The sequence below is a fragment of the Pseudarthrobacter sp. TE9888 genome (assembly GCF_056279345.1).
Genome location: NZ_JBWBRD010000003.1, coordinates 48,510 through 62,337 on the forward strand (window position 1 = coordinate 48,510; position 13,828 = coordinate 62,337).

A 13,828-nucleotide genomic window follows, 5' to 3' on the forward strand; every position below is an offset into this window, starting at 1 on the left:
GAAGCAAGACATTGCTGTGGCTCTCGGAGTGAGTGTTGCCAGTCTTCGGCACGTCCCCGCAGCGCTCCTGGCTGACTTTCCGAGTGATGTTTTGATCGAGGAATTGGCCAGGCGTGCAAGGAGCGGACTGCTCCGGGACTCGTCCGGCCAGGACCGAAATGCCGTGCCACAACGTTGAGGATGGATAAGTCAGGACTACGTCGGCAGCTACCTCAATCAGAATCCAAAAGAGCCTGGCGATCAATGCGATTGAACTTCACTGAGGTTGGTCAATGGCAGGATGAAGGACTAAATTCGGCCACCACGAAGCCCGGTTCTCTTCTCGATGTAGTGGACGCGATGACGGAGCCCTACCAGGTTTCCCACCACATCGGATATCTGCTCCACACCGCTGTTGACCACCTGCACGCTCTTAGCACCCTGCTGGAACAGTCCGGAGCGCAGCACACTTTCGCTCCCTACACCCTTATGCGCGCCGCGATCGAGAGTGCATCCACAGCGCTCTGGATCCTAGAGCCAGCAGATCCACATGAGGTGGCGTTACGGTCACTAAAACTTGAATATGCAGATTTGAATGACCTGAAGCGCGCAAATACAACTGTGGACCCGCTTGCAGGGCATGACGAAGTGCGGTTGGAGGTTTTCAATAGCTGTCTCTCCAGGCACGGGTGGAAAGCTCCAGAGGTCAAGGCACGTCCGCCGGGCACGCTGACGATCATTCAAGACACGTCGAAGCACTTTGACGTGTTCGGCAGTGCGCTCATGTGGCAGATGTGCTCAGCAGCAGCTCACGGAAAACGGTGGGCACGCCATTACCTGACGCTCTTTGAGGCTGAAGACGATGGCCGTTCGAAGGTTATAAGCGGCCGCCTTACATCCGACGAATCGGCTATCTCGCTAGCCCTCAACATTGCCTGTGCCGTTGTTCGCAAAGCAAAAGCGGTTCGAGACCTTCACGCAAGGAATCCTCTGCACCCAGGGGATAGCTTTGTTCGTCCCACTGCCACCCTGCAGGTCGTCGAATCAGGGTTGTACGTCCCCAGCCGATTTGGCAGCAACCCGAGCCGAGGCGAATAAACACCGGGTCCGCGTCCCCGTCGGTCTCAAGAACGATCCCATATTCGGAACGAGACATTTAGTACCGCGAAAACGCTCTGGGCCAATCTCAACAAACGATCCCTTGTCAGGACCGCACCGAGCACTCTGTGGGTAAGTTTCCAACCCCGCCTTTTCGGCGGTTCTCTTGGGCATGGGTTATCTCAACAATGTGTCTCACTCGGGGTATTCTCAATAGAAGGGAAAGTTACCTTTGATGATCCAAGGGAGTAATTTTGGGGAGTATCGGATATGCCAGGGTCAGCACCACAGATCAGAATGCGGACCTGCAGCAGGCAGCGTTGAAGGCAGCAGGGTGTCACCGAATCTTTACAGACCATGGCGTGAGTGGATCAAAGCCCAGCCGGCCTGAGCTGGACAAGATGTTCGAACACCTTCGAGAAGGTGACGAGGTCGTCGTCTGGAAGCTGGACCGTCTGGGGCGCAATACCCGCAACCTGCTGGCCCTCATTGATGATTTGGAGCGCCGGGGCGTGCACTTCCGCAGCGTAACCGAAGGGATCAGCACAACAGGCGCGATGGGCAGGGCCATGCTCACCGTCATGTCAGCGTTCGCGCAGCTCGAACGCGACCAGTTGTCCGAGCGAACTAGAGCTGGCATGGCCGCCGCTGCTGAACACGGGCGAAAGCCTGGGCGACGGGAAGTCACCGCCGAACATGCAAAGGTCAAGCGTGCCCGCGACCTGAAAGCCCAAGGGCTAGCACCTGCCGACATCGGGAAGATCCTGGGCGCAAGCCGGGCCACGGTGTACCGCTACCTGCGCATGGCAACAGAAGACGTGGCCTAATCCTGTCCGTTACCCTAGACCGCGCAAATCGGTCATTTTGAATGGCGCAACATGCACAGGGGGAAAACTCTGGTTGGATGTTGGACGACCTTTCAGTCAAGAGTGGAGAATGGTGTGCCCATAGACAGCCTCGCGTTGATGCTGACCGATGTGGAAGAGAAGTATGAAGCGCGGCCGTCTTCGCCGGCTTTCTCACGCCTCTACGAAGGTGTAGGGCGGTGGAGTCATATGTTCGCCGTGCTGCACGAGGAACTCAATGGCCATTTTGAATCCATCAACGGCAGGGCCCTAAGCACTAGGCACTACTGGGCGGACAACAGCAGGGGGTTCCTTCAGTTGATTCAGGACTTAAAGGAGGACCTGTACGCCCTGAAACGTGGCGGCGTGGACGCCAAGCTGGTCGACAGCTACCAACAGGCGATCGAGCGGTGCCAGCCCTGGCTTTCCCCGAGCGGCGGAAGCGCAGTGCCGGATAACTTCGAACCCATCGCGATCATCAGATACGAGCAGGTCTTCAGCGAAACTTCCTCATCGGTCCGCCTCAAGAAGCAGCAGTCACCTGTTGAACTCAAAATGATTGGCGGGGGCTCATACGCCAACGTCTACTCATACGTGGATCCCGATTATGGAATCAAGTTTGCCGTCAAGCGTGCGAAGCGAGGCCTCAGTGAACGAGACCTGCAACGGTTCCGCCAGGAATTCGATTACATGGAGAGGCTCAGCTTCCCCTACATCGTGGAGGTCTACAAGTTCGACGAGACGCGCAACGAATATCGGATGGAATTCTGCGACGAGACACTCAGGGACTACATCTCAAAGCGGAATGGCAATCTAAGCTTCTCGATTCGGAAGCGAGTGGCTCTTCAGTTCTTGTACGGCATCAGCTACATCCACAGCCAAGGGCTTTTTCATCGGGACATCAGTCTTCAAAATGTGCTGATGAAGGTATTCGGCAGCGGGGCTGTTCTCGTCAAGCTGTCTGACTTCGGACTAGTCAAGGATCAGGCATCCCGTTTCACACGCACGCAGACCGAGATGCGCGGAACCATCCGTGACCCTCAGCTGCATAATTTCAAGGACTACGGCGTTCTCAATGAGATGTACTCGATTGGTTGGGTGCTTTCCTACATCTTCACGGGACGAGACGCACTGTCTGGTGCGGCTGACGCTGCCAGCCGCATCGTGCAAAAATGCACCGCCCCCGATCTCACGCAGCGTTATGCGTCCGTGCTTGAGGTTATCGCTGAGGTTGAGCACCTAGAGGCCACTCCCACCGCAACAACCGAAGCGGGAGCAGAGGCTTGAATAAAGCCAGCTAGAGGTCACCTAAACTCGACCACATGAGTACAGCGACAGCCCCGGCGGAGAGCGATGCAGAGGCGCCGGCGGAGAGCCATCCAGAGAACACACCGGCCCCAGGATGGATTTCAAGAACAACGCGCCACCCCTTAACACGGCTCATCGGGCGAATAGCGCGGCGTACGTACATCACCCTGTTGCTGCTGGCGACGACTGTTCAAGCTGTCGTTCTGTTCCTGCTTTGGAAGTGGCCGTCTTACGACTGGGGCTCACTCCTTGACCGGTTCGTTACGAGCCCTGCCATGGCTGGCCTGTTTGCGGTTATTGCTGCGGTCATCGGGGCATGGTCTTTGCATAGACAGCTGGCCCACACCAAGCAGAAAGCCGAAGATGAGGCGTGGTGGGAACAGTTCGAGTGGGTGACTGATCGGATCATTTCTCCCGATGGGGATGAAGCGGAGAAGGCAACAAAGGCAAAAGACCGACTGCCAAAATCCCTGGCTTACAACCTCATGACAGCTCTATCAAAGTCTGCCAGGGCCGACTTTCAGAAGGCGGCTGTTGCCGGGATTTTCAGACATCATCTAAGAGATGCCGCCCCTCCTGAACAGGATGAAACTGCGATCTCGGATGAGCCGCGGATGGACGCAACAGAAGCGGAGTCCCTTCGCGCCTTGCTTGCCGTAGTGCCGGACGAATCTACTTCCAGCGAGACCGCTCATCGACTACTCAGTGAATACGATCGGTACATCCGCTACCGCGGATATGAGGATGAGGTCCAGAGGGCTCTTCGCCATGGATTTGGGGAGAATCATTCAGTGCCCCGGACTGGGGACTTCGGGGCGGACGCCGTTGTCGAAAATGGCTCTTACAAGCTGGTGATAGAGGTGAAGCAATCTATCCTCCGTCGCAGCAACTTCCTCAAAACCGTCAATCGGCTTCGTTCGGTCGTGGATCGCGAAGGTGCGAACGCTGGCATTATTGTCACCCCTCCTCAATCTCTAACCCTGCGCGCGCAGGAGATCGAGGAGCTGAAAAAAGACGGGATTTATCTCGTCGAATGGGACCCTTCTGAGTTGTCAGGGGCTTTGAAGGAAAGGATCCAAAAGAATCTCCCGTTCGTGTACCGCAGTTAGCTTGCAAAGCGTTGTCCGGCGGGGGCGAATCCAGCGCCGTTAATAGACGAACCAAAGCCCTGCACAGACTCCAGGCTGTGCAGGGCTTTGCTTGTATCCATAGCGGTTTAGCGCCCGTAGTCAGAGTCCTGCTGGCGGCGGGGTTCTGACTGCAGCTGCCGTGTTGCTGTGGCGGTGCCTGCAGCGGCCGTAGCGGCGGGCTGTTGTGGGAATGACGCCGCCATTAGTCGTTGCATCTTTTCCAGCCGCGGGTCGACTTCGGCGATCGGTTCAGGCTGCGGTCGGTCTTCCGGTTTTGATGCGTCGGCCATAAGTTGGTCGATGCGTGCTGAGTTGGCTTGGGCGGCTTTGAGCGCTTCGGCGTGCTTGAACGGTTCGGCCAGTGCGTTCTCTGCCTGTTCGACGCGGGAGAGAGCTTCCTGGCGTCGTGCTTCAACGTCCGTGGCAAGCCGGGGCAGGGAGGAAACCCTGTTCTCCAGCTGCCGGATGGTGCCGATGTCAGCGGACAGCAGGCTGCGGCGGGCGATTTGGGTTGTTGCCCCCGGCACACCTTCGATGCGCACTTCCACCGTGGCGTGGTCGAGGTCCCGGGCGGGGACGAGTTTGGCGCGGAGTTCGTGGCCACCAAGATGGGCGACGGTCCCGAGCTCGTCGTAGCCGTAGAGATTCATAAGGCGGTGGCCGTGCTTGCCCGCCCAGGCCCGGAGGGCTTCGGCCGCGTCTCCGCGGTTATCGACCGTCTTCCCGTCGATGCTGGCTTTGAAGGCATCTGCGGTGGTGTCTACGGTCCGGGCTGCGGCCGCTTGGATCAGAGGCAGGTCGTGAGTGGCTGCGTCGGCTGCTGACTGTTCGCCGCGTTTGGTGTGAGCTACGGCGACCATGTTGCGGTTGTACGCCCGGTCGAGGCGGCTGAGGCGTGCCAATTCTTGATCCGCGACAGCCTTTTCCAGTACCAGCGGGTTGCCGCTGGTGATGGCTTTTGCTTGGGCGAAGTTCAGGGTGTTGTCTCCGATGTCTTCGATTTCCCGGACGTCGAGCCGGCCGCGCATGATCTGGTTGATGAACCGGGACTTCCGTTCCAGCCCTTGCCACATGAAAGAGTCGAAGGATTCCTTCGTGACGACCTGGGAGATGCGGACCTCGGGGTTTTGATTGCCCTGGCGCAGGATGCGGCCGTGGCGTTGTTCGACGTCGGAGGGACGCCACGGGGCGTCCATGTCCACGAGGTGCACGGCCCGTTTTTGGATGTTCGTACCGACGCCCATCTTCGAAGTCGAGCCCATCAAGACGGCGATCTGCCCGGATCGCGCGGCGGCGAACAGCCGGCCCTTTTCGGTGTCGTTCTTGGCTTCGTGGATGAACCGAACCATGTGTTCGGGCACACCGCGGCGGCGCAGCTGGTCCTTGAGTTCGCCGTAGACGTTCCATCGGTCAGACGGTGTGCCGAAGTCGCAGAAGACCAGTTGCAGGGCCCCGGGAACTGGGTCGGGTTGGCCGGTTTTCGGGTCGGTGTAGATGCGGTCCTTGTGTTCTTCATAGACGCTGGCCAGCAGGTCTGCGGTCGCGCTGATTTTGGTGGGTCCGCGCTGGAACAACGTGGGGTCAACGAGCCTCATGTCCAGGGCGGCCTTGCGGCCGTCCGAGGAGACCTTGAGCATGTTGTCTTCCTCAGAGTCCACCAGGCGTTGCTGGATGGCGTCCACGCGCTTGCCGATGTCCTGAATGTAGTCGCGCAATTCGGGGCTGGGTTCCACGGCCAGCATGTTCGGCTGGCGCAGCCCATCCCCGTCCCGCCGCGCGAGGTCGGGGACGGGCAGCTTCAGGTCTTCGGCGGTTTTGACGTCCGCGAAGGTGTGGAACATCTTTAGCAGCTCGGGGACGTTTTGGAACTTGGCGAAGCGGCTCTTGAGTTTGAACCGGTCGCCGCCGGCTACGGAGAGTTCCATTTCTTCGACCACCTGGCCGAATGTGGCGGCCCAGGTATTGAAGTCCTGGATGCCGGTCGCCTTCAGCAGGTCCGGGCGCAGGTAGCGCTGCATTACGTACATTTCGGTGACGGAGTTGGCGATCGGCGTGGCCGTGGCTCCGGTGATCACCCGCCGGCCTTCACGCTGGCGCAGGAACTCGGTCTTCATGTGGAGGTCGGAGGCGCGTGCTGAGCCTTGGATGGCGGCGCCGGGGATGTTGCTCGGGGTCCGGAGGTTCTTGTAGTCGTGCAGCTCGTCCACCACGAGGTAGTCGATGCCGGTCTCTTCAAAGCTGATGCCCGGATCGGCGGGAGCATCAAGCTTGGCTTTGAGGGTTTCTTCCTGGGCCAGAAGCGCCTTTTCCAGCCGTTTGATGATGCTCGAATTGGCGCGCCCATTGTCCTGCTCACTGCTCCTTACGGCCTCCAGTTCCGCCCGCATCTGCATCACTTCGGAGTTGATGTAGGCAGCCTCGGCTTCGGGGCTGAGGCTGACGCGCTGGAACGCGGTGCGGGTCATGACCACGGCGTCCCATTCGTTCGCGGCCGCACGGGCAACAAACTGCCGTCGTTTGTCCCCGGCGAGGTCTGCCGATGATGCGGCGAGGATGCGGGCCTGGGGGTAGATCTGAAGCCATTCGCGGGCGAATTGCTCCAGCATGTGGTTCGGGATCACGACGGCGGGCTTGTTGACCATGCCCAGGCGGCGCAGCTCCATCACGCCCATGACCATTTCTGCGGTCTTGCCTGCGCCGACCTGGTGGAACAGGCCGACGGCCGGTTCGGAGAGCATGCGGGCCACGGCTGCGCGCTGGTGCGGCCGCGGGACCCAGTCCTTGGCCATGCCCGGCAGGGTCAGCCGCTCCCCTTCGGTGCTGTAGTCGCGCAGCACGATGGAGTTGAACCGGCGGTTGTACTCGTCGATGAGACGGGTAGCCCGCTCGGGTTCTTCCCACACCCATTCGCTGAAACGCTCCTGCAGCAGCTGGGCCTTCTCCTGGGCCGCTGCGGTCTCGGTCGGATTCAGGACGCGGCGGTTATTCTCGCCTTCGTCCGTGACACGGACGGGGCGTTGTTCGAGGACCTGCTTCAGGATGTCCGAGGCAGGCATCCGCTGGGTGCCCCAGTTGCTGGTGGCAGCCAGGGTGTGACGGTTGGCTTTGACGTCCCACATGGAGCCCGCGGCGTTAGAGACCGTGGCGTAAGGGTCGTTCAGGATTTCCCGGACAAACTCCTGGTGGGTGCCGGCGTCGATCCAGACCGCGCCGAGGCGCGCTTCCACTTCGTCCATGCGAAGCGGCTGGGGCATGGCGTCGGTCAGGGCCCGGACGTTGACGGCGAACCTGTCATCCGAGAGCGCGGCGGCCTGGGCCACTTCGAGTTTTTCGCGGACGTTCCCGGACAGGTACTCCGCCCGGGTCTGGAACGGCTCGTCAGGTCCCGGGACCTGGTAGATGCTCTCCCCCATCGCCGCGCGTGTTTCGTCACGGCTGATGCCCAGCAGGGAGGCGGCATAGTCCAGATCAACTTCGCCCACACTGTCGAGCGTGACGGTAAGGGCTTCTTCAGCGGTGTCTACGCCAAGGACCGGTCGGCGTGGCTGCACTTGGCGGCTGGAGAGCAGGGCCGCCGGGGAAGCTGTTTGCGTGGCATCGTCGAAGTTCTCCAGTGCCATGACCAGGGGCCCGAAGGGGTCGCGGGAGACGATGGTCACGGCCCTGGGCGTGATGCGGGCCTGGATGGGCTCCTGCGTCTCTTCATCTACCCGGCCGGTGTCCCGGAGGGTGTAGCGGTTGATCGGCCCGTAGGTGTCTGCGTACTCGCCGTAGGCGGTCTTCAGTTCCTCGCGCAGGGCGTCGATCTCGGCGGTGTCGTCCCGGTTTTCGGCTTCTGCGCTGAGGAGATTCCGTGCTGCGTCGCGCAGCCCCAGGAGGGCTCGGAGTTCGGCGGCCTGGGTCTTGGGCACGGGGAGGTCGGTGTGGGAGCCGTTTTCTACAACGGTGAAGCCGTTGTCTGTGGCGTTGATGTGACCTTCCCACTCGTGGCTGGCAGCCGGGACGTAGGCGGCCCGCTGGCGTTCCTGTTCGGCCGTCCTTTCTGTCATGACCATGCCTGCGGCTTTAGCTTCCACCACGATGCCGGCCAGTGCCGCGTCCAGCTGGCCCGGGACGGCCGATAGGTCATCGGTGGTCAGCTGGAGGGTTTCGGCGCCGTACATGCCGTTGCCAACGTGCAGCTCGCCAAGGAGCCGTTCGGGGTACTCGTCGAAATAGGAGTTCAGGCGGGTGATCGTACCGTCGATTCGGCGGGCGGTGACGGTTTCCCAAAGGGTAGAGGCAGGTTCCTGGCCGGCCTCCCGGCGCCGGAAGATCAGCAGGTCTGTCATAGCGTCGGTACCTGCGGCCTTTCGGTGTGAGCCGGTGGGCAGCCTGACGGCTCCCACGAGGTCGGCCAGCTGGTTCATCTCCCGTCGTGCTGCCGGATTCGTGGCGTCCAGGGTGAAGCTGGAAGTCAGTACGGCCACCATGCCGCCCGGTCGGGTCAGTTCGAGGCTTTTGAGGATGAAGTGGTTGTGGATCGAGTGACCGCCGGCATTGTGCCGGGGATCGTGCAGCGTGACATTGGCGAAGGGCACGTTGCCGATGGCGAGGTCGAAGTGCCCGGTGGGCAGGCTAGTGTCGGCGAAGGACTCGGCGCGGACGGTGGCCTGGGGGTAGAGGGCCTGGGAGATAGCCGCTGTGGTTGGGTCCAGCTCGACGCCGGTCATTTCAGCCGTGTCCGGAGCGAAGCCGATGAAGGTTCCCACACCGGACCCCGGCTCCAGGACCGCCCCTCCAGTGAAACCGAGTTGCTGGACGGTGGACCACGTTGCCTGGACGTATGCGGCGTCGGTGTAGTGGGCATTGATCGTGGTCCGCCGCGCCGCATCGTACTGCGCCTCGGACAGGAGGCTTCGAAGGTGCTCGCGGTCGCCGGCGTATTCTTCCCGGGTCTCGTCGAAGATCTGGAAGACGCCCTGCGCTCCCCAACTCCCCCACCGCGCCAGAGACGCTTTCTCGCCATCTGTAGCCTGCCGTCCCTCGCTCTGCAGCATCTGCAGCACCTCGAGGGCTTCAAGGTTCGCTCTGATGCGGCTGCGGGCACCGGACGGAGCAAGGTCTTGCTGTGACGACGGACGGAACCTACCCGTCTCGTTGTCTGTTAGAGTTGCTCGCGCATCTTGTCGATTTCCGCCATCGAGTTCAGGTACTCCTGAATGCTCGGGTTCACGTACTCGTCCTCCTCGTCCTCCGTCTCCGGTGGCGAGAGCAGATCGTGACGGACGATCTCCTCCGCCTGGTTCCGTGCCGCGTTCAGCCGGCCTACCTTCTCCAGATACCCCTCGTCCTTCGGGTCGGGTCCGGCGATCTTGGGTAGCAGTTCGTCCACTTGCTCTTGGGCTTCCTCCCCCAGCTTCGTGAAGAACTCCTCCGGGTTTTGAATCTGGCTGTAGCGCATCGGGCTCGCTGCCTTCCAGGCTTCCTGAGCCTGCCTGCCGTACTTGTTCACTGCGGTCCTCCTCCGGTGCGGCCCAAAGAGCGTCAAAACTCATCTGGCCGTCAATCTGCTTTTTGTGCCGTGCCATAGCCCCCGCCTCTTACTGAAATCATTTCAGTAAGACACGCTAGCGGGTGTAGGTCGAGGGGCGCTTGGACGGGGGTATCTACTGGTCTTTACTGTTGCTGTCTTCACTGTCTTTGACAGTCAAGACAGCAATGACAGTATTGGAGCGCTAGGAGGTCAGCTTCCTTCCAGGCGTTAGGTTGCGGGTACCGCCGGGGAAGGGCTCCCCCGCGTTGTACAGGCGTTCCCGACGGAGGACTTCGTTCATGATGGCGCTGCTTATGAACTCAGACCAGGAGGCATCCATCTCCTGGCTGCTCGTCGCCAGGTAGGCAGCTTTGGCGCGTTCCCGGTCCGCAGCCCTCATATAGAACGTGACTTGTTTTGTTTGGGTAACTCGGGCCGGCGTCGCTTCTGCCGCGGGAGTCTCAACGGCTGATTCTCGATTGGCCCTCAGTAGGCTCTGGACACCCGACGACGGTCGGCGCGCTGGGGGGCCGCTGATGGGTTCACGGTTTTGGCTCATGAGGCGCTCCTTTGTTCGGCAGCTTCGAGGCGGACAACAAGTTCCTGGGCGACTCGGTGAAGATCTTCCGCCACGTTCCCCGCCGATCTTGGCTGGCTCGGGCCAGCTTTCGCAGTTCCCCGCAGGACTTCGAACCATCTCGGTCCCGAATTCACCTGTTCTTCCAGTTCATGCACCAGGAGTCCGCGTTCGCGGACTGCCTGGGCGGGTGATTCAGCATGGCGGACCATGTTGCTGAAAAGCACTTCGTCCGTGCCAAAAGCGTCGATGATGGCTTCTCTGACAATGCGCTGGACCGACTTGGCGGATGCTGACGTGGCGGCGATGATGACGCCCAGCAGATCGAGGCCGGGGTTGACGTCGATGACGGAGTCAAGTCGTTTGGCAACGCCCAGCAGGCCCTCTCGTCCTCCGGCGTCTGTCTTGGTGGGGACGATGATCCTTGAGGCGGCGCCCAGCGCTGCCAGTTGCAGTGGTTCGTTGCCAGGCGGGCAGTCAATGAAGATGATGTCGTATTCCTGGGCAATGGGAGACAGTGCAGCGGCCAGGGCCAGCTTCGCCTTGCGTGCGTCCTTGCCGGCTAGGGAGACAAGTCCAGCGGCCGCCTGGTCCAGGTGAGCTCCCCCAGGCACTACGTCGAGGTTCTTCCTGACATCTTTTAGGGGCCTTAATGGGGCGCCGAACATGAGGCTCTGCGCCATGCCTATGCCCTCGTCATCACGTCCTTCGACGTGACGGTAGCCGAGGTCGAGACCAAGGTTGCCTTGCGGGTCGAAGTCGACAAGCAGGACCCGCCAGCCGGAGACTGCAAGGAGGCCGCCCAAATTGGCGGTCAGGGTCGTCTTCAGCACCCCGCCCTTGCCGTTTACGAAAGCGCAGACCCTATCCAGGCCAGCTCGCTCGATCGTCTGATTTTTTGCCATAGCCCTACCCTAATGTCCTTACTGTCATTGCTGTCTTTACAAGCAATCGTGTCTTTGCAGTTTTTGCAGTCATTGATTGCTATACATGCGTTACTGTCAAAGACAGTAACGCATGTATTAGGGGATTACTGTCAAAGACATGAAAAAATCTAGGCAACCTTCCAGATCGCTGCGTCTGCAAAAGCAGCCAGTACTCGTCGCGTTCCCGACATGGTGTCTTTGCAGTTTTTTGCAGTCATTGCTTGCTATGCATGTTTTACTGTCTTTGACAGTAAAACATGCATTAGTGCAAATACTGTCATTGACGTCAAAAAATCTAGGCAACCTTCCAGATCGCTGCGTCATCAGGAGGCAGCCAGTACTCGTCGCGTTCCTGGTCGTACAGTGCACCTTCGTCGAGGGCAGGAGTGTGGAATCGGTCGAGATATGCGTGCCAGCGCGCGCGTTCAAACCGGTTACGGCCGATGTGGCTCTGGTAGTCCTCCAGAACGCCCAGTCGTGCTGCCAGGTTGGTGAGGTTGGCTGCCGTGCTCTTCCACTGGGCGCCGTCGCGGCGGATCATACCGAGGGCTTCCATTTCGGCCAGCGCGGTAGATACGGCGTTGCGGCTGATGCTCGTGGCGCGGACGATATCGGCGGTAGTGGGGGAGTAGGGGGCTCGTTCAATGGCCTCGTATACGAGAGCTGCCACATCTCCTAAGTGGCGGAAGACGGGGCGCACAGCGTGAATGCGCCCTTTACGCCAGCTTAGCTCCCTCGCTAGTTGTTGGTAGTGCTCGGGCAACTGAATGAGGTAGGCGTCTGCTGCTTTGTGGCGGGCGTCGGAGACTTTCGTCAGGATCCCGTCGGACGCTTGGGCAAGAACAGGAAGCAGCCTGGCGATGGTGACGTGGTGTTTTCCTAGGGCGACAGCGAGGGTCCGGCAACCAACATCGAGGAGATCTGTTTCTTTCGCCCGCATGTAGCCCAGCAGACCGCGGATCAGAAGCCGGAGGCTAAGTCCTTCGCGGCCTCTGGCCGCGAGTCGGTGGTCCAGTACGGCGTACAAGACGTTTTCCAGGTCGTTTACGAGCTGGTGGATTGAAGCGGAGCTGCGGTTGGTTGCCCCCCCTGTGGGTTTAGTGGGGCTTGTGTTGTTAATAAGGGCATTGTTTTTCCCGCTTTCACGGGACCTGCGTTTTTGGGTGTTGCTGGCGTTGGTATATGCCTGGGCTTTGGCCCATTCGTAGGAGAGGAGCCTGGCTTGGTTTGCTTGCGTGCCGTAGAGGGCTGCCAGGCCGGGGAACTGGCCGTTGAGTTCGTTTTCTACGTCTTGCAGTGACCAGCCACAGGCAGCGAAGTGGTTCAGTACGCCCAGACGGGCCTCGGAGGGGCTGGCGTACTTGGCAGTGTCGTAGAGCCCGGTGCGTGCAATCCGGCGCAGGGGGGTCTCACTGCCGCGGGCCGTGGTGAGCTGGGCGCCAGTAGTCCTGGCTGTCTTTGCTGCTTTTGCCTCCCGCTGCCGGATGGCCTTGTTGCGGGCCAGTTCGGGGGCAAGGGCGGCGCGAAGTGCTGCTACGGCCCGTGGCGAGTTCCGGACGCGGAGTGTGGCGTACGCCTTGGCCAAGGGAGTGACGAGGGTCTGGTGACCACCAGTCTTATGCCGTGAGCCAGGGACGCGGATGCATCCGTCGGTGATGTTCTGGTGGGGGCTCGGGTCAAGGCTTGCGGCGAGAAGACCGAGGGCTTCGACGAGCTCACGGGCTTCCACGGCGGTGATGCGTCGTTGCAGGGGAACGTAGAGATGCCTGCCGCCGCTGGGGGAGAAGTCCTCCACGTAACCGACGTTGGTTTCGCCCAGAAGCCTTCTGAGTCGTGCGGCGTCTGCGTCCACGACGCTCTTCAGTGCCTTGGAGGTATCTAGATCGATGCAGAGCGTGGCTACGGAGCCGTCCACGCCGTGAATCATGACTGCTGCAGGACGCTCGGGCAGCGACTTCGTGATGGCGGGAGGAGTTGCCGGCCGCGGGTACTGGAACCGGGGACCGATCCACCGGCCAGTCCGGTAAGTGGGCTGCCCCGCGATCAGGGGCGCCAGGGCCCACGCCTGAACCGGCGACGGCTCAGCAATGCCTTTGGGCCGCGTCGTTGTTGACGGGCATGGGTAGGGCTGTACCATAGACAGCAGTTACTCCTCTCCGGAGGGTACGAAAAACGACACCTACTTGTAGGTGTTGGGAAAAGTTCAGATCGCCGATCCGCCAAGATGAGGATCTGAACAAATACTTTTTGAAGGCCCGCGCAAGCGGGCCTTCTTCGTTAACTGGCCTTAGCTATGGGCAAAGCCTCCTGGTGGTGGCGAAGGCGGTCAAGATCTACGGTCTTCAGATGAGCGTGAACAAGCCTTGCGATTAGATCGCTCCGGCTTTCCTTGGTGGCGTCCACAACGGCCGCCAGTTTCTCTGCATCGGAGATAGGCAGCCGTGCTGTGA

The 13,828-nt window shown here is 60.5% G+C and carries 9 protein-coding genes; 4 read left to right on the plus strand and 5 right to left on the minus strand.

Annotation, left to right across the window (positions count from 1 at the left end; genetic code table 11):
* Positions 1 to 243: 243 nt before the first annotated feature.
* The 4 genes from ACZ9J7_RS20730 (at position 244) to ACZ9J7_RS20745 (ending at position 4,339) form a co-directional block, all read left to right on the plus strand.
* The gene (locus ACZ9J7_RS20730) at positions 244 to 1,077 is read left to right on the plus strand and encodes a hypothetical protein (RefSeq protein WP_476211967.1); all 834 of its coding nucleotides are present in this window, start codon (positions 244 to 246) and stop codon (positions 1,075 to 1,077) included.
* 254 nt (positions 1,078 to 1,331) lie between these two features.
* Positions 1,332 to 1,904, plus strand: a complete 573-nt coding sequence (locus ACZ9J7_RS20735; protein ID WP_476211968.1) for a recombinase family protein — start codon at positions 1,332 to 1,334, stop codon at positions 1,902 to 1,904.
* A gap of 114 nt (positions 1,905 to 2,018) precedes the next feature.
* Positions 2,019 to 3,209, plus strand: a complete 1,191-nt coding sequence (locus ACZ9J7_RS20740) for a protein kinase family protein (RefSeq protein WP_476211969.1) — start codon at positions 2,019 to 2,021, stop codon at positions 3,207 to 3,209.
* A 35-nt stretch (positions 3,210 to 3,244) separates the two neighbouring features.
* Positions 3,245 to 4,339, plus strand: coding sequence for a restriction endonuclease (locus ACZ9J7_RS20745; RefSeq protein WP_476211970.1), 1,095 nt, complete (start codon positions 3,245 to 3,247; stop codon positions 4,337 to 4,339).
* Between the two features lie 107 nt (positions 4,340 to 4,446).
* On the opposite strand, the gene ACZ9J7_RS20750 is transcribed toward ACZ9J7_RS20745, so the two are convergent.
* From ACZ9J7_RS20750 to ACZ9J7_RS20770, 5 genes are all read right to left on the minus strand, one after another.
* A complete protein-coding gene (locus ACZ9J7_RS20750) occupies positions 4,447 to 9,399 on the minus strand; it encodes a helicase-related protein (protein WP_476211971.1) in 4,953 nt (1,650 codons plus the stop codon).
* A gap of 107 nt (positions 9,400 to 9,506) precedes the next feature.
* Entirely contained in the window at positions 9,507 to 9,854 is a 348-nt protein-coding gene (locus ACZ9J7_RS20755; protein ID WP_476211972.1) for a TnpV protein, read from the minus strand.
* Positions 9,855 to 10,077: 223 nt separating this feature from the next.
* Positions 10,078 to 10,215, minus strand: coding sequence for a hypothetical protein (locus ACZ9J7_RS20760; protein WP_476212010.1), 138 nt, complete (start codon positions 10,213 to 10,215; stop codon positions 10,078 to 10,080).
* A 215-nt stretch (positions 10,216 to 10,430) separates the two neighbouring features.
* The gene (locus ACZ9J7_RS20765) at positions 10,431 to 11,357 is read right to left on the minus strand and encodes a ParA family protein (protein WP_476211973.1); all 927 of its coding nucleotides are present in this window, start codon (positions 11,355 to 11,357) and stop codon (positions 10,431 to 10,433) included.
* 316 nt (positions 11,358 to 11,673) lie between these two features.
* Positions 11,674 to 13,515: a helix-turn-helix transcriptional regulator gene (locus ACZ9J7_RS20770; protein ID WP_476211974.1), complete on the minus strand. Its 1,842-nt coding sequence runs from the start codon at positions 13,513 to 13,515 to the stop codon at positions 11,674 to 11,676.
* Positions 13,516 to 13,828 lie beyond the last annotated feature (313 nt).